Source organism: Streptomyces enissocaesilis (genome assembly GCF_039533765.1).
GTDB classification, from domain to species: domain Bacteria; phylum Actinomycetota; class Actinomycetes; order Streptomycetales; family Streptomycetaceae; genus Streptomyces; species Streptomyces enissocaesilis.
In genome coordinates this window covers 1-16,179 of sequence record NZ_BAAAUD010000044.1, presented here as the reverse complement: position 1 = coordinate 16,179, position 16,179 = coordinate 1, and the positions used below count along the sequence as shown (strand labels likewise).

Genomic DNA, 16,179 nt, shown 5'->3' with positions numbered 1-16,179 from the left:
GATCCGTGCGCGGTGACACGAGAGGTGCGTTGCTCATGGTTCTGCCTGAACTGTCCCCAGCCCAGCGAGCCGAGGCTCTGGAGAAGGCGGCCGCGGTCCGCAAGGAGCGCTCTGCCCTCATGGCTGGACTCAAGGACCGGAAGGTCTCCTTGGAGGACGTGCTGGCCCGTGAGGACACGGTAGCCACCCGGACACCGGTGAAGAGGCTGCTGAAGAGTCTTCCGGGTATCGGTGCCGTCCGGGCCGGACAGCTCCTGGAGGAACTGGACATACCCGAGGGGCGCCGTGTCGCAGGACTCGGGCCCCGCCAGCGTGAACAGCTCGTGAAGCTGTTTCCCGCCTCGTCCTGAACACGCCGGGCCGGTGTGGTCATCAGGTCGCGGACACAAACTCCTGCTGACAGATCGTGGGCGGGTGGGAGAGGATCTGAACCATGAACACTTTCGGGATAGTTGAGGACCCGCCGATCTACCAGAACCTGGTGAAGGAGTTCGGGGACGTCCTGGCCGCCTCGCGTGAGGCGGCCGAGCAGACGCAGTTACGGGCGAGGCAGGCTCTGGACTTCACCGGCGGGGGCTCCCCACAGCTGGAGAGCTGGGAGAGGAGGACGTTCTCCGCGTTCGGCGAGCGGCCCGGGACCGGATCGGAGTCCTAGCCCCGCACCCTGGCACCGGCGAGCCGGCCACCCCGGAGAGACAGCATCGGGCCACACGTGTTCCGTCATGCCTCCTCTGCGGTGAAACGACTCCGCCAGGGCCCGTCAGGCCCCGTCGGGGCGCGAGGACACGGCAGCGGAGGCGGGCAGGACGAAGCCGCCGGAGTCCGTCCCGCTGAGGCGGGCGGCCACGGTGTGCTCCCGTCGGCCGCGTCCTGGAAACTTCGACCGCCCCGCCCCCGGCCCGTCGAAGAGGAGTTCGGCGCCGCTCTCGCACAGAGCTTGTCCGCAGACCACGGGGGGCCCGAGAAGTGATCACCGTCAGAAGGAAATCGCGGTTGCGTCCGAAGACATGACACTCACAGCACTCCTGTATGGACGACACGCCGAGTCATTTCCCGGCCACCTTGAGCAGGTTGCGCGCCGCAGCGTGTGAGGCGGGTTTCCTCATGTCCTGGGAGGAACGCACTGGCGGCCTGTCGGCCGTGCCGGCGGCCGCTCAGCCCGGCGGCCGGATGCTCGAACTCGGCACCGGTGTGGGCCAGGGAGCTGCCTGGCTTCCGAGCGGAATGGACGAAGTCTCCAGTGTGGTCACAGTCCAGCTCGACCCCGTCGTCCCGGCGGTCGCCCACGAACAGCTGGGTGCTGACCAGCGGGTGACATCTGCGACTGGGGGCGGCGGGAAGAACACGTCGATGTCTGAATATGCCGCTCGTCCACCCCCAACGTGTGCGCTGAACGGAAGCCGCGCTCGGTCGGTCCAGAAATAGGCGAGCGATTACCCGCTCTGCTGCATACAGCTGCCGATACCGGTCAGTCGAGTGGAGAAGCATCCGGCGACGAGATTGGAGGCACGACGATGGACTGGCGTCACAAAGCTGCCTGTCGACGGGAAGACCCGGACCTGTTTTTCCCCATCGGCACCGGTGGCCCGGCCTTGCTCCAAACCGAGGAGGCGAAGGCAGTATGCCGCCGTTGCCCGGTTCTGGGCGACTGCCTGAAATGGGCCCTTGAAGGGGGCCAGGACATGGGCGTATGCGGCGGCCTGAGCGAAGATGAGCGGCGTGCTGTCAAGCGGCGGACGACCAGAGCGGCCCGAGCCCGGATGGAATCCTGATCCCGCCTGCGTTCCGTGTGGCTGGAGGCATCCCCGCCCCTGATCGCCCTCAACCCGGTGGGCGCAACACTGCCGGCCGCCGTGGTGCCGTCCCACCGAAGTCCCGCCGGCGCTCGGACGGGCGCGTTCATGCGGACGCTCCGCCGCGCCCCCGCTCCCTCGCCGGCTGCCGATGAAGAAGCACGCGTCGGCACAGCAGCGGGTGGCCGCGCGGCAGGCGCTGTTCGCCGAGGCACGGTGGTGGTTCGCCGCCGACAGGTACCACCACGTGGTGCCAGTAGGGCTGGGTCAGGCCGGGTTTGTGTGGGTGTGCCGCGGTGACAGGTGGGGCAGGTGCCGTTCCAGGTGGTGAGGATGGGCTTTGTAGGTCGCGGACGATCCGGCAGAGGCTCAGACCGGGATGCAGGTGCGGTCGAGTCCGGCGGCGACGACGAGCGCGGCGGAGAACATGGCGTCCATGTCAGAGGAGGCCGTTGACTCCGGTGAGCGGGCCGGCGAGGAGTTCGGGCCGGACGCCGACGGGCTGGAGCCGAGTGGAGAGCGTCAGCCGCTGGCCGCGTTGCGGACGGAGCGCTTGAGTTCGGGACGGATCTTGATCCTGGTGCTGATCTCCACCGGGAGGATGCGCTTGCAGACCGGCCGATGCCCGAGAACGCATCCGTCAGGTCCGATTCCTTCCGGGCCTGGCGAGAGGGGACGAGGGGATGGCCGGCGGTTGCCACCCCCTCGTCCCGTCATGCCTTCAGGCCGTCCTCGTTACGGGGCCCATGGGTTCTCGACGGACCACGTGGTGTCCTCCGCGAAGGTGTTCGGGTTGTCCCAGGCGTGCGAACCGCCGGGGGTGGCCAGCCACAGCTCGGACTGGTAGTGCCGCAGATACTGGCCGGGAAAGTTGTACGCGGACAGCCGTACGCCGCCACTTCCCCGGACGGCGCACCAGGTGGCGTCGGCCTTGAAGAGCGCCGAGCCGTCCCCGCCTTCCTTGTGGACCCGGAAGTCGCGGTGGCGCAGGTACTGACCGGGGAAGTTGCGCGACTCGAAGGAGTAGCACCTGGTGTCGGCGAGACCCGGGACGATCTTCCAGGTGGCGTCGTTCTTCAGCAGGCTGGTGCTGTTGGCGTCGACGACCTCGGTGAAGGCCGAGCCGTCCTTGTGACGCAGGTACTTGTTGGTGTGGCCCGGTGTGGTCACCCGCAGGGACTTGTACTGGTTGACGGGCAGGGTGACGGGCGGAGCCGGATTGCGGGACGCCTCGATCAGCGCCTGGTTGGCCGCCTTCACCCGGGCCTGATCGACCTTGACAACCTGACGGTCGTACGTGAGCAGGCCATTGGCCTCGTTCTCGACGTCGGTGATCTCGGTGTAGACGGAGGCGGACAGGCCGGCGGGCATCTGAAGCTCACGGATGGAGTCGATCAGTCCGACGAACCTGTTGTTGAGGGCGGCGATGCTCGGCTGGTCCTCGTAGCTGAAGCCGCCGCCCGGGTACCACTCGTGCCCCGGCACCTTGAAGCCCAGTCCACCGAATTCGCCGAGGACCGCGGCGCGGGTGGCGGTCGGCGTGGTGACCCCGGGCCCCACGTAGATGTGGTTGTCGATCACGTCGCCGTTCCCGCCGTCGACCGAGCCGCAGCAGTTGACGCCGCTCATGTTGTTGACGAGGCGGGAGGAGTCGTACGCCTTGACCTCATCGGCGATCCGGGCCTGGTCGTACTGGCCCCAGCCCTCGTTCTGATTGACCCACATCACCACGGACGGGGAGCTGCGGTGCTGATCGATGATGCGGTCGTACTCCGCCTCCCACTGCACGCGGGCGGCCGCGTCCGGTGTGCGCAGATCCATCGACGGCATGTCCTGCCACACCAGCAGGCCGAGCCTGTCGGCCCAGTAGAACCAGCGCTGCGGCTCGACCTTGATGTGCTTGCGGACCATGTTGAAGCCGAGGTCCTTGTGCTTTTGCAGGTCGTACTTGAGGGCGGCGTCGCTCGGTGCGGTGTAGATGCCGTCCGGCCAGTAACCCTGGTCGAGGGTGCCGGTCTGGAAGACGAACCTTCCGTTGAGGAGGGTGCGCATCACACCGTCGACCTTGGCGACGGAAACGGAACGCATTCCGGTGTAGCTGCCGACCGAGTCGGCCACCGCCGTGCCGGAAACCAACTCGGCCCTCACGTCGTACAGGAAGGGGTCCTCCGGGGACCACAGGCGCGGGTTCGGTATCGGCACCGAGAATTCGCCGCCCACGGGACCGGTCGCGCTGCCCACGGTGGTGCCGCCGGTGGAGACCGTCACCCGGGCGCTGTGGCCGCTGGTGCCGGCGCCCCGCACGGTCACCTTCAGGCTGTTGTTCGTGAGGTTGGGCACCATGTCGAGGCGGGTGATGTGGGCCGGCGCTGTGGGCTCCAGCCACACGGTCTGCCAGATACCCGAGGCGGCGGTGTAGAAGATGCCACCGCCCGGGTGCGGAGCCACGTCCCGGATACGCTGCTTGCCGACGGCCTGACTGCCGGTTTCGGACGGGTCCCATACCGAGACGACGATGGTGTTGGTGCCGCCACCGTTCAGCAGCGGCGTGATGTCGTACGTGAACGCGTCGTACCCGCCGCTGTGGACGGCACCGGCCTGCTGCCCGTTGACCCACACCGTCGTACGCCAGTCGCTGGCGCCGAAGTTGAGCTGGACGCGGCGGCCGTTCCAGGCGGAGGGGACGGTGAACGTCCGCTTGTACCAGAGCTTGTCGTTCTGAGTGATCTTGCGCTGGATGCCGGAGAGCGCCGACTCCGCGACGAACGGGACCCGGATCTGGTCGGGGAACGACCCGGGCTGCCCGGCGTCGGCCGCGGTCACGGCGAAGTCCCAGACGCCGTTGAGGTTCACCCAGTCGGAGCGGGTCAGCTGTGGGCGCGGATACTCCGGCAGCGGGTTGTCGACGGGGACCTGGTTCGTCCACGGGGTGGTCATGGGGGAGGGCTTCGGTGTCCACGCGGCCTCACGGGCACCGGCGACGCCCGTGGTGGTGAACAGGCCGGCGCACAGCAGCGCGCAGGTGGTCAGCAGTGCTACGAGGCCGTGCCGTCGTCGTCCCGTCCAGGGGGAGGGCGAAGAGCGCATCAGTGCTCCTTGGTAGGCGTGCGGATGGTCCCGCCGTCCACGGGGGGACGGCGGTCGGTTCGCATGGGTCCGGCTCGTGTGCGTGGCCGGGCCCAGGTCAGCGGAAGCGCCAGAGATGGTCGGGGGTGCCGTTGTCCGCGTACTGGACGACGGGTGCGCTGTCGTCCTTCGACATCAGGTGGACGCCGAGCACCTTGCCGCTGTGGCGGTTGCGCAGCCGGAAGAAGCCCCCGCCGTCGTGCACCAGCCGCCACTGGTGGTCGGGGGTGCCGCTGTCGGCGTACTGCACGACGGGTGCGCTGTCCTCCCGGGACATCAGGTGCACGCCCAGCACCTTGCCGGAGTGCTCGTTGCGGACGCGGTACCAGCCGTCGGCGTCGGGCCGGAACGTCCACAGGTGGTCGGCCGTGCCGTTGTCGGCGAACTGCACCACCCGCGCGCTGTCCTCCTTCGACATGCCGCTCACCGCCAGCACCTTGCCGGAGTGCCGGTTCTCCAGCCGCACCGCACCGTCCGGCAGCAGCCGCCACAGATGGCCGCCGGCGCCGTTGTCCGCGTACTGCACGACGGGCGCGCTGTCCGCCGCCGAGCCGCCCAGGACGGCCAGGGCCTTGCCGCTGTTGCGGTTGCGGACCCGGAAGAAACCGTCGCCGTTGTCGACGAGTTGCCACTGGTGGTCGGGGGTGCCGCTGTCGGCGTACTGCACGACCCGGGCGTCGTCGTCCTTCGACATGCCGTCCACGCCCAGCACCTTGCCGGAGTGCTCGTTGCGGACGCGGTACCAGCCGTCGCCGTTGTCGACGAGCCGCCACAGGTGGTCGGCCGTGCCGTTGTCGGCGAACTGCACCACCTGGGCGCTGTCGTCCTTCGACATCAGATGGACGCCGAGCACCTTGCCGCTGTCGCGGTTGGCGATACGGAAGGCCGCTCCCCCCGCCGTCCAGGGCGCCCCCGTGGGTGATGCCAGGGGGAACGCGGAGATCCGCAACCGGGCCGCGCCCAGCGGCACCAGGGTGACCGCCTCCACCGGGGCCGTGCTGAGAGCGGGGCTCCGCTGGAGCGGCATGACGACATGCTGGCTGTCGGCGGTCCACTCGGCGATGCGGCGCGCCGGGGCGGTGATCCGGTACGGAGTGGTCGCGAGCGTGAACGGGTTGGCGGGCAGCATGCCGCCGGCAGCCGAGAAGGACAGCCCGGCCGTCAGGTCGGCCGGGTCCACGGCGAGGCCGTAGTTCCACGGCGTGGTGGCGTGGACGTCGTACTCGGGGAACGTGTCCGAGCCGCCCGTACGGACGTACTGCTCGCCGATCCGCAGCGAGTAGCTCAACGGCCCCCGGTCGACGGTGACGGAACCGCCGTTGCCCGGCCAGGTGCGCACCGCGAGGTGCTGCGGCAGCCGCAGGGTGACGGTGTCGCCGTTCGACCAGGTACGGCTGACGGTGGTGAACGCCGGACCGCCCGGTGCGTCCACTCGCTGCCCGTTGACCGCCACCACCGGGGCGCGGCACCAGCCCGGGACCCGCAGCACCAGGGGGAAGGCCACGTTCCGGGGCGTGGACACCGTGAAGGCGACCGTGTCCCCGAAGGGGTAGTCGGTGTCCTCCCGGACCGTGACCTCCACCCCGTCGGCGACGCGTGCGGTGACCGTGCACGGCGCGTACATCGCCGCGCACAGGCCCCGGCCCGGGGTGGCGGCCCACAGCTCCTGGGTGAACCAGGGCCAGCCCATGCCGTAGTTGTGCGGGCAGCAGCGGTACTGGTCGACACCGGGCCGGTAGGACTGCATCGCGAAGCCGTTCTGGAACTGGCCGAGGGTCTTCGGCACGTTGTCCAGGTCGACGCTGTTCGCGCTGGTGATGTAGTGGACCGCCTTGCCCTCGGGGTCGAGCGACGGCGGCAACGAGTTGAACGCCAGCTCCTCGCAGCGGTCGGCCCACACCGGGTCGCCCGTCAGCCGGGTGAGCAGCTCGTGGCTGGCCATGAACTCCACGACTCCGCACGTCTCGAAACCCTGGCGGGGATCGCGGTACCCGGTGCGGATGTTCTCGTCCCCGGCGAAGCCGCCGCCGGGGAACTGGCCGTAGGTCCGCATCACCCCGTCGTACGTCGTGTACGCCGCCTGCGTGTCGGCCGGTGCGCCGGAGCGCAGCGCGAACTGGGCAGGCTCCCGGAAGCCCTGCGCGATGTTGACGTTGTGCGGGTCGGGCAGCGCTCCCGTCCAGTCGGCGCCATGGGCGTGGATCTTGTCGATGAGGTCGAGGAGGAAGGAGTGGCGGGTGCGGTTGTAGAGCCAGACGGCGGTGTCCAGACCGTCCCCCCAGCGCAGCGAGACCCAGCTCTGGTTGAACGCCGACGGGCCCTGGGTGTTCATATAGCGTAAGAAGTGGGTGAGGAACGGGATGATCCGGCTGTCCCCGGTGTACTCCTGCCAGGAGCGCAGCGCCTGCAACAGTGGCAGGTAGGGCCAGAAGTCGGGGCCGCCGCCGAGCGAGGTGCGCAGCGAGCGGGGGCCGAAGAAACCGTCGGACTGCTGGGTGGCGAGGATGGCGTCGAACCAGCGGCGCGCGGTGGCGAGCGCGTCCGCGTCACGGGTGACGATCGCGAGGTCGACATAGCCGCGCAGCCAGTACGGGAGTTCCTCCCACGCGCCGCGCTCGGGGTGGACCCAGCCGGACGTGGCAAAGTCGAGGAAGTGGGAGATCTCGTCGTACCGGCCGCACAGCCCGGCGAGCTGGAGGCGCAGCTGCCCGTCGAGCCAGCCACGCGGCCGGACGGCCGTGACCGGAAGTCTCAGCAGCGCGGTCGGGTGCAGGGGAGCGGCGTTGGGGCTGTAGAGGCCGCCCGGCGTCGGAAGAACGCGGGCCGGCGAAGGGCCGGGGGAGGACACGGCGGCCAGGGCGGGGGCGCCGCCGGTGACACCGGCGATCGCCAGGGACGCCAGGGCGGCGAAACGGCGGCGGCTCAGGGACATACGGCTCTCCGTGGGTCGGAGTGGACGTGTGCGGACGCGCATACAAAGGGCCACGGTGCGAGCGGTCGGGGCTCGTTCGCCGACGGGCGGGACGGCCTGCCGCTGTGCGAGACCGATGGCGCCGTCCACCGGACTTGCAACGTTGGAAATCTGTTGCCAGAGCCATGACAACAGGCTTGTGGTGGCCTGTCCAGCCCCCACGCACGCCTTTTCCCGACTGTCCCGCAGCCCCGCCCGTACCACTGAAGGGCGCCGGACGGGGCGCCGCACGACACGGTCGGGACAGCGGCTACAGCACTCGTCGCCATCGCCCGGCCAGGTCTGGGCGATGGCGACGAACGCCAGGAACGTGCCGCTGACGACCTGTGGGTACGCCGGGTCGAAGGAACCGGTCTGGTGGATGACGTTCTGGACGACCTTCAGCAACAGCACCCCCACCAGCGACCCGCTGACGGAGCCGAGTCCGTCCGTGAGCAGCCTGCCGCCGATGACGACCGCCGGGATCACCTTTGGCTCCATCCCGGCACCCAGGGCCGTCACCCCCGACACCAACCAGGCCGCGTTCAGCGCTCCGGCCGGTCCCGTGAGCACCGGGACGGCGCGTGTATGCACCGAATGGCGACAGCCGCAGGCGACCACCGCCTCGCGGGACGCGGCGAACTTCACCGCGTCCACCTCGCCGATCCGTCCTGCGGGAGCACCTCGATCACCGTCATGAAGTCCAGGGCCGGCAGGGCTGTCTTCTCCTCCGACGACTCGAAGCCGTGCTTCCGGTCTGTCGGGACCAAGCACTCCACCCCGGACGCTGCTTCTCTTCGTCCGCCAGGGAAACGGCGAACCGGCCTCGAAGGCAGCACGGGCACCGACCGATACGCAGGCAGATCACGGAAATGTTGAACTTGTCGGCACAGAGCTGTCCCAGGGCCTCGATGACGGACTTGCTCATCCCGTACAGGCCGTCGGGACGCACCGGTTCCTACGGGCCGGTGCGATGGGCCGTGGGATGGAACCCGGTCACGCGGGGCACGGTCCGTGGGACCGTGGCGCGCCGGGCGGCCTCCAGGACGTGGTGAGTGCCCAGCACATTGACGTCCAGAAGGTCCACCAGCGGCGCCTCGCCCGGCGGCCCGCCCAGGTGGGGCACCGGCATCCGCACCCTCCAGCGCAGCTTCGACAGCGGCCGCATCCCTCACGTCAACGGTGTGGACCACTTCGCGTATCGGACGCCGGTCCACGTGAAAGCCCGAGGTTGGAACTGGACCGAGCCGGCCGCCACCGACAGGGGCCGGGCCTGGAGTGTCATGCGTGTGCTCAGCGAAGTTCAAAGCGTGGAGAGTGAACGTCCCACCGTCTGGTTCCACTGCCACAGCCCCGGGGCCGGCCCGGCCGGCCGAGAGCATGCACCGTGAGATGACGGAGCGCGGTCGAATGAGGTTTCCCACGCCCGCGCGCCCCCGGTACCCACCAGAGCGCCCCCTTTCTGTCATTGCGGCTTCGGGCTCGGCCCGCGACAGTGGAGAACGCTGAGCAGTCAGCCGACGCAGCAACTCAAGGGGGCCCTGTGAAGTACGTGCGCCAGGAGACGATCCGGCCGGTGACCACGACAGGGCGGCGGGTGGCGGCGATCACGGCCGCTCTCGCCGCAGCCAGCGCTCTGGGGCTGGCGACCGCACCACCGGCGAGCGCCGAGGTCAAGTCCACGTGCGGCACCTACATCTGCGTGGCCACCGCCCATCAAGGGCGCGACTACGTCCAGGACATCACGGTCACGACCCGGGACGGCCTTCCCGGGACGCTGCGCGCCTTCGTGGGCGACTACCGGGCGAGCAAGGCGGGCGTGACGCGGTGGCGGTTCGTCGTCAACCGGGAGATCAGGGCGTACCCGCGGTTGGCGGTCTGCGGAGGGCTGGACCGCAGCGGCAGGGTCATCGAGAACCACTGTGTAATGATCCCCTGACGTCGGCGCTGTGGTGAACGGGTCGTCAACAGGCCCCACCATTTCGGGAGTTCGCCACCGTTTCGTACACCGGCTCCAGGTCCGCCCGGGGTCCGTGACGGGCAGGCCGCGACGGGTGCGGCGCAGCAGCCCGCCTGTGGCCCGGCGCGCCCGGCCGCAGGCGGTCGGACAGAGCCCCGACGCCGATGCCCGGCCCGCCGTCACAGAGCCCGAAGCCGCCGGCGCCCTCGCCGGCGCCCGCTCCGGGGCGAGCTGACCTCACCCATCGCACCGGTGACCGAGGGGCCCTGTCGGTCCCGTATCCTTCCATGCTCGACGTCCCGTACGAGCTCGTCGAGCATGTCTCCCGGCTCATCTACGCTCGAAGGCACGAACTCCGATCACCTTGGCGGAAAGGGAACCGGCGCCACCATTGGTGCCCCACTACTACCACCACCGTGAACAGCCCCAGCAGTAACAGGAGTTCAACCCTGATCACGCCCGGCTGCGAGCTCCTGGAGAACGTGCCTTCGTACAGCTGAAAACCTGGCGACTGCTCCGGCGGACCAGATGCTCCACCCGCCGCATCGCCACTGTCGTCCAGGCCGTTCACACCCGCCTGACCTGCACGTAATCAGGATGGAAGAGATTCAGTGCTCGCAGAGGGAGAATTCCCTTTCATAGAGCTGCTCGTTGTGTTCGTCGACGAAGAACTTGCGCTCCTGCATGAGTTGTTCGCGGTAGTTCCTGGCCTGTTCAAGCGTCATGGTCGAGGTGACGGACCATGGTTGTTGCGGTGGCACATCGGATGTCGAGACGATGTTTTCCGACGGGTCGACCAGGAAGAACGCGAGAATTTTGCGATATCCCGGGCGGGTGGGGTCCGTGAGGCGGAATGAGCCGACGCGGTGTTGCAGGACGTTCGGGAACGCCAGGCAGCGGCCCTCTGGGGTCGATGTCGATCCCAGCACCTGGCTCAGTGCGTCTTCGTCCTCCAGGCCGTAGATCTCACGCAGGCCGTTGTCGTCGTTCTGTTCGTAGTACGGATCGTCGAGTGCCGCCCGGAAACTCAGCCGGCTTTCGGTGATGTTCTCGCTGTCCCAGTAGTAAATGCCGGTCGAAACAATCCGCTCGTTCAACATCCCCTCGACATGCCAGGAACCGCCGGGGTACTCGGGCTTGTCCGGGGTGAGATGAATGCTGGCGAGCTTGACGATGACCTGGAGACGGCGGCCGCGCAGGTCGACTCGGGCGGATTCATCGGGCAACTCGGGCGGGGTGAAGGCCGGGGCGTCCGGGATGACCGGACGGCGGTTTTCCCACCAGTCGTCCTGGGCCTCTCCCCATGCGCGGAAAGCTTCTGCGTAGGCCCCGTCATCACTGTAGGAGGATTTGTCCGGACGCACCGGCTCCGAGTCGTACCAGCCGAAAGGATCGGCCTCGATCCGCAGGGGCCGCGGATGGCGCAGATCGGTGAGCACGTTCTCGAACAACGGGCGCAAGCGGGCGAACAGGTCCGGCAGGACGGAGGCCAGCTCGCGATGAGTCCCGGGGTGGACGTTGTTGACGTACGAACGGAAGGTGACATCGCCGTCGTCACTGACATCGACGTCCGTGGGCAGCCACTGGAATTTCTCCGAGAACTCGTACCTCGAGTAACGGTCCGTCGGGTTCTGCCAAGCCCTCTCGGGCGCACTGCTCACCTCTCTCACCAGGCAGAACAGTGAGGGATGAACCAGATCCAGTACCTGGCCGTCGGATCCGGGATGCCAGTCCTGCTCTGCTTCGGGGACCTGTTCCAGAACCCGAACCGCCTCGCGCAGCCGGGATCTGAGCTTGTCGTCGACCAGTGTGTCCGACTGCCACACCCCGTCGACGGCGGACACCTCGACGCCGGTTCGTCCGTCCCTCAGCGCGGCGTAATGCAGGAGTTCGGCAAGCACGTAACGAACCTGCGCTTCAGTGAGGCCCTGGGCGACCGCTTCCTGCGTCCACCTGGCGACGATGTCGGCATCGTTCATCTTGTCGAACCACCCCGGCTTCGCCCGGATGTGTGAGCTGCACTGCATCATCTGAAGTTCCCGCAGCGTTCGGGGTGTCGCGAACGATATGGAACGGGAAGCATGAAAGGGCAGTGGGAAAGCAGACAGGCCGGTCAATTCTCTTGGTCCTCCCAGTCGGTGTGCGGTGGCGGGAAGGATACTTCAGCGGACTGACACCGCAGCCGTGGCCTCTGTCATCGCTCCACTGTCCGCCCCGACGTCCTGCCGTCGGGCGCGATGAACGTGCTCAGGATCGGGCAGCTCAGCGGAAGGCGGTGGCATTCTCCGACGCCCATTGCTGAAATGTCCTGGCCGGTGCACCGGTGACCTGGGAAACCGTGTCACGCACCATGAGCAGCTCGTCGTTGACGTCGCCACCCGTCAGGTCCAGCACCGCGTCAGCGGCTTCGTCGCCCAGGAAGACAGCCATCGGACGATGGGCTTCCTGTCGGCTGATCTCGGCGAACGGCACTTTCCGCCCCAGTGCTGTCCCGATGGCCCCGACCTGCTGCCGGGCCGTGACCCTCCTTGGACCAGTCAGCGCGTACGTCCGTTCTTGGTGACCGGAGTCGGTCAGTGCCACTCGAGCCACCGATGCGATGTCCGCAGGGTGGATCGTGGGGAGACCGATGTCCGCATAGGGCACGCGGACCGTTTCGTGCTCGCGGATCGTTGCCGCCCACCACAGGGCATTCGAGGCGAACTGCGTCGGCCGCAGGATCGTCCACGTCATACCGCTGTCCTTGAGCAGCTGCTCGACAGCCAGGTTCTCGCGGGCGGGACCCAGGTGCGGATGGGTCTGGACGGTAATGGACGAGACCAGCACTACGTGTTCCACGCCTGTCCGCTGGGCCGCCTCGATGATCTCGGCGTCCGACCCCATGCGTGACACGAGAAACAGCGATCGGACCCCCTCCAGTGCGGGCTTCAATGTGGCTGTCTCAGCGAAGTCACCCGCGACGGCTTCGACCCCTTCCGGGAACGCGGCCCGTGCGATGTCACGGGTGAGCCCCCTCAGCGGTCCGGCGCCGAACGCCCGGAGCTCTTGCAAGAGAGCACTTCCTATATTTCCGGTGGCTCCGGTCACGAGGATCATGAGGTCTTCTCCTGTCATCAGGCGCTGATCAACATGCCGTGACGTTAAGACCTCAACCAGGCTTCAGGTCAAGAAGGATCGGCAGGTGTCGCGAACAACGAAGCCAAGCCGCACCTGGCTCAGGCGGTGCGGCATCCCTCACGCCATCCCCGAGTGAGCCGACCAGGTCGGTGACCGGCTCAGGCGCGGCACCTGCCCAGCGGGGGCCTGGCGCCGGTTGGGACGCGGTCTCGGGGGTGTCGGGGGTTTCGTGGGCGTGCCCCGGCGTCCTCCGCGCCTTCACCGCCTTGTCCTTGTGCACCGTGTCCCAGGAGGAGTGCGTGGAGACAACGGTGCTCAGCTCCAGCAGCAGGGCGTGCAGCTGCCTGGTTTCGGTGCGTTGGGCTTCGGTGCAGCTGGGGTTCTCCAGATCGCGGCATGTCTCGTGAGGCAGGTGGATCCGTGGGGCCGCCCGGCGGGACGTACGACGAGTTGACGCAGAGCGTCCGCTGGCGCGGGGACGGCTGCTTCTCTTCCCGGTGTCCGGACGCCGGTGAACCGTGCGGCGCGAGCGTTACGGCTCAGGAGCGAAAAGTTCTCCGCAATGGTGCGCGATGCCGCGTCGGCGCAGGTAGGCACGGAAACCACGGGACTGTAGGCCTTGTCCGGGATGGCCTGGTCGGGCCTGCAGCGCGGCCGGCCAGATGCGATCACCACCGACTTGAGGTGTGATGGGAACAGGCGGACCCGTCACAGGGGCGTTCCACACGGCTGGGACAGTTCCGAACGGCGGCGCACAGGAGATCCCATGAGACTGGTTGATCTCTTGTCCCCACTGGGAAAATATCGGAACCCTGTGCCTCCACAGCCTTCGAAACGAAGGGGAGCGTTCCATTGATCCACCCGGTCCCGGTCGTCATCACGCAGCAAGCGGCTGCTGAGCGAGGGACGTTCGAGGCGCAAGCTCATGACGAGATCCGCGACGAGGCAAGAACCGCCCGAAAAGGGGAACCGTCAATGACCACAACCCACCAAAACGAAGCGTTGGCCCAGCAGGGCGTAGACCCACCGTCTGAACCCGTCCAGAGCCCACTGTCCGAGATAGTGATCCGTGGGCTGGAAACCATGAACCGGATCACTGCCAGCGAAACCAACTCAGCTGGAAAGCCAGAAGAAGGCGGCGAACCCGGAGAAGGCGGAGCACCGGGACCAGTGGGACCAGACCGCGCCACGATCTGTATTCTTCTCTATGCAGTGTGGTGAAGTCTTACCGAAAAAGCGATGGCTCGTCAAGTCGTAGACCCATCACCTGAATCCGGCCCGAGCCCCAGAGGGGAGAGCCGGGAACAGAGTGCAGCATTCTGCCCTCTTCTCTACGCAGCGACCGTGACGGAGATGAAAATGGATTCGACAGCTGACAGAGGAGCGTTTGTCGAGGCAGAGAGAATTCTCGCTCAAGACGTTCCATTCGGAAGCTACGAATACATTTCGACGCGAGTCTTCGGCAGGTACGTCGAATTGCTCTCAATGATCGCCAAGTCGGCGCCGGGGGCGCGAGCACTCTTCGAGCGCATGGTTACTGCGAACGGCGAGCTGAGAAGACTCGTACTAGGAGACCCGCTCGTACGAAGGACCATCGAAGATGGCGTCGGCCTGTACCTGCTGGGGCGCGACGCCATTGATGAGCAGAGTCTGAATGAAATTCTAACTGCGGCCGATGAGCATGCCAGGCACCGCCATACGCAACTACTTGCCGAAACGGCAGGCTGTGTCAGCATCAGCAGTGCGCCCCACCACGGTTACGTCTGGACCGGCGCCATCGAAGACAATATTGCGGCACGCCGATTTGTTATGCAATGTCTTGGCCGACTCCCGATGCTGCGCATAGAGCAGCCCACAGACGAAGCCTTGGGAACCATCACCGAAGCTGCGAAGGTAGTGGACAGGCTTCTCCCGGAGCTTGGAAGAAGCGCTCTTTCTCACACGTCCACGGTGGTAGTGGCGACATCGGTCGAGGGCTCCCAGTACAAGTCATTGACAGTCCCGGGGCTTCCAGGGGTGATCTTCCTTTCGCCGACCGTGCTGGCCTCGCCGGTTTCGGCAGCCGAGGCCATGTTCCATGAATCAATGCATGTCAAACTCATGGACATCGACTACGCAGAACACCTGTTTGCTGCCGGGTTCAGGCCACTCTCATCCCCCATGGTGTCTCCTCCATGGCACAGTGGCGATCGGAAGCAGCGTTGGCCACTCGACCGGCTTCTGACGGCGATGCACGTCTACACAGGTTTGGCAGTGTTCTTCGGCCGAATCGACCTCGAGAGGCGCCGAGGTGGCGTGACGGACCGTTCGGAGTATCCGGCCGATCCTGCGATGAAGTACCAGGAAGCAATTGAGCGGGCACGTTACCTGTCGAACACGGCCCAGGATCATTTCAATACATTCTCGGCAGCAGGCAATTCTTTCATTAAATGGATCGCAGAAACACAGGAGCCCCTCGACGCTCCGTTGCTCCAGCATCTCCAGTCGACCGCAACGTCGGAGTGAAGTCCTGCCAGAGAACCTCGCATGTTGACGAGGTGGTAGGCGCCGCTTGAATGGCGCAGGGCGTGGTCGGTGTAGTGGAGGACTTCGGCTGGGGTGGGGACTTTCGGGTCGCTGAATGCTGAGCAGGGTCTGTCGGGAGGGCGCGGCAGCCCCTGTGCGGCTGCTTATTCGCTCTCCTGTCCGGGTATCGGCTCCGCCGGCCATGGCAGCGTCCGGGCGCATTTCTCGTACTGGGCGCGGGCCTGGTGCGGCGCCGACTGCGCCTTGCGCAGGTCCGGTGGGAAGCCGAAGTTCGGGGCCGGTTTCTTGGGCACGCCGAGATGACGCGGAGGTTCTCACCCTGGGCACTGGGGGTGCACCGCACGGCTCACCGGTATGCCCGCCAGGCGCCGCGTAATTCGTGGGTTCGCACGCGTCGCCCGGTTCAACCGCACCGGGCAACTTCGGGGCACGGTGGCGTACGGCCAAGGCGCCGTCCACGTCGCAGCCGGCGTTGACCGCCCATCGCGCACACCATGCGGGAGCTGCCCTGCGTCCGGTTCTCCGATTTTCGGGTGACTGCACGAGGGCAGGGTGGGTATTCAGCCGGGTTTTCCTGCTTTGGTTGTTGGAGGGCGGGTGGCCGGGGCACGTGCTTACGTATGAATGGCGACCAGCACTTCCACCGTCCGCAGGCCCGGCAGGCTGACAGCGACCAGGCCGTGGAGGATCTGGCTGGTGCCGGGCCC

The 16,179-nt window shown here is 67.2% G+C and carries 12 protein-coding genes and 1 pseudogene; 6 read left to right on the top strand and 7 right to left on the bottom strand.

The window, feature by feature from the left end; all coding sequences use genetic code 11:
- Nucleotides 1-35 precede the first annotated feature (35 nt).
- From mihF to ABD374_RS22140, 3 genes are all read left to right on the top strand, one after another.
- Nucleotides 36-350 carry an integration host factor, actinobacterial type gene (gene mihF, locus ABD374_RS22150; RefSeq protein ID WP_344497336.1) on the top strand — a complete coding sequence of 105 codons (315 nt, stop codon included), beginning with the start codon at nt 36-38 and terminating at the stop codon, nt 348-350.
- An 83-nt stretch (nt 351-433) separates the two neighbouring features.
- Nucleotides 434-655 (top strand): hypothetical protein, encoded by a 222-nt coding sequence (locus ABD374_RS22145; protein ID WP_344497335.1) that lies wholly within the window; start codon nt 434-436, stop codon nt 653-655.
- An 859-nt stretch (nt 656-1,514) separates the two neighbouring features.
- Entirely contained in the window at nt 1,515-1,772 is a 258-nt protein-coding gene (locus ABD374_RS22140) for a WhiB family transcriptional regulator (protein WP_344497334.1), read from the top strand.
- A 756-nt stretch (nt 1,773-2,528) separates the two neighbouring features.
- Here ABD374_RS22140 and ABD374_RS22135 read toward each other — a convergent pair.
- From ABD374_RS22135 to ABD374_RS22120, 4 genes are all read right to left on the bottom strand, one after another.
- Nucleotides 2,529-4,880: an AbfB domain-containing protein gene (locus ABD374_RS22135; RefSeq protein ID WP_344497333.1), complete on the bottom strand. Its 2,352-nt coding sequence runs from the start codon at nt 4,878-4,880 to the stop codon at nt 2,529-2,531.
- 97 nt (nt 4,881-4,977) lie between these two features.
- Nucleotides 4,978-7,851, bottom strand: a complete 2,874-nt coding sequence (locus ABD374_RS22130) for an RICIN domain-containing protein (protein WP_344497358.1) — start codon at nt 7,849-7,851, stop codon at nt 4,978-4,980.
- Between the two features lie 662 nt (nt 7,852-8,513).
- Complete coding sequence (locus ABD374_RS22125; protein ID WP_344497332.1) at nt 8,514-8,639, bottom strand: hypothetical protein; 126 nt, start codon at nt 8,637-8,639, stop codon at nt 8,514-8,516.
- Between the two features lie 188 nt (nt 8,640-8,827).
- A complete protein-coding gene (locus ABD374_RS22120) occupies nt 8,828-9,001 on the bottom strand; it encodes a hypothetical protein (RefSeq protein WP_344497331.1) in 174 nt (57 codons plus the stop codon).
- Nucleotides 9,002-9,445: 444 nt separating this feature from the next.
- Between ABD374_RS22120 and ABD374_RS22115 the strand changes: the two genes are divergently transcribed.
- Together ABD374_RS22115 and ABD374_RS22110 are read left to right on the top strand one after the other, a co-directional pair.
- Nucleotides 9,446-9,808: a hypothetical protein gene (locus ABD374_RS22115; protein WP_344497330.1), complete on the top strand. Its 363-nt coding sequence runs from the start codon at nt 9,446-9,448 to the stop codon at nt 9,806-9,808.
- Nucleotides 9,809-10,201: 393 nt separating this feature from the next.
- Nucleotides 10,202-10,421: pseudogene (locus ABD374_RS22110) on the top strand (IS5/IS1182 family transposase); the annotation flags it as partial.
- 16 nt (nt 10,422-10,437) lie between these two features.
- Here ABD374_RS22110 and ABD374_RS22105 read toward each other — a convergent pair.
- Both ABD374_RS22105 and ABD374_RS22100 read right to left on the bottom strand, forming a co-directional pair.
- Nucleotides 10,438-11,946: a DUF4246 domain-containing protein gene (locus tag ABD374_RS22105; protein ID WP_344497329.1), complete on the bottom strand. Its 1,509-nt coding sequence runs from the start codon at nt 11,944-11,946 to the stop codon at nt 10,438-10,440.
- 145 nt (nt 11,947-12,091) lie between these two features.
- Nucleotides 12,092-12,925 carry an NAD(P)H-binding protein gene (locus tag ABD374_RS22100; protein ID WP_344497328.1) on the bottom strand — a complete coding sequence of 278 codons (834 nt, stop codon included), beginning with the start codon at nt 12,923-12,925 and terminating at the stop codon, nt 12,092-12,094.
- 1,374 nt (nt 12,926-14,299) lie between these two features.
- Between ABD374_RS22100 and ABD374_RS22095 the strand changes: the two genes are divergently transcribed.
- Entirely contained in the window at nt 14,300-15,451 is a 1,152-nt protein-coding gene (locus ABD374_RS22095; RefSeq protein ID WP_344497357.1) for an aKG-HExxH-type peptide beta-hydroxylase, read from the top strand.
- A gap of 164 nt (nt 15,452-15,615) precedes the next feature.
- Here ABD374_RS22095 and ABD374_RS22090 read toward each other — a convergent pair whose 3' ends face one another.
- A complete protein-coding gene (locus ABD374_RS22090) occupies nt 15,616-15,765 on the bottom strand; it encodes a hypothetical protein (protein WP_344497327.1) in 150 nt (49 codons plus the stop codon).
- Nucleotides 15,766-16,179: the final 414 nt, after the last annotated feature.

What these genes read in the sequence shown, in the direction of transcription:
- mihF (WP_344497336.1), top strand. Translation starts at nt 36, where the DNA reads ATGGTTCTGCCTGAACTGTCCCCAGCCCAGCGAGCCGAGGCTCTGGAG.
- ABD374_RS22145 (WP_344497335.1), top strand. Translation starts at nt 434, where the DNA reads ATGAACACTTTCGGGATAGTTGAGGACCCGCCGATCTACCAGAACCTG.
- ABD374_RS22140 (WP_344497334.1), top strand. Translation starts at nt 1,515, where the DNA reads ATGGACTGGCGTCACAAAGCTGCCTGTCGACGGGAAGACCCGGACCTG.
- ABD374_RS22135 (WP_344497333.1), bottom strand. Translation starts at nt 4,880, where the DNA reads ATGCGCTCTTCGCCCTCCCCCTGGACGGGACGACGACGGCACGGCCTC.
- ABD374_RS22130 (WP_344497358.1), bottom strand. Translation starts at nt 7,851, where the DNA reads ATGTCCCTGAGCCGCCGCCGTTTCGCCGCCCTGGCGTCCCTGGCGATC.
- ABD374_RS22120 (WP_344497331.1), bottom strand. Translation starts at nt 9,001, where the DNA reads ATGCCGGTGCCCCACCTGGGCGGGCCGCCGGGCGAGGCGCCGCTGGTG.
- ABD374_RS22100 (WP_344497328.1), bottom strand. Translation starts at nt 12,925, where the DNA reads ATGATCCTCGTGACCGGAGCCACCGGAAATATAGGAAGTGCTCTCTTG.
- ABD374_RS22095 (WP_344497357.1), top strand. Translation starts at nt 14,300, where the DNA reads ATGAAAATGGATTCGACAGCTGACAGAGGAGCGTTTGTCGAGGCAGAG.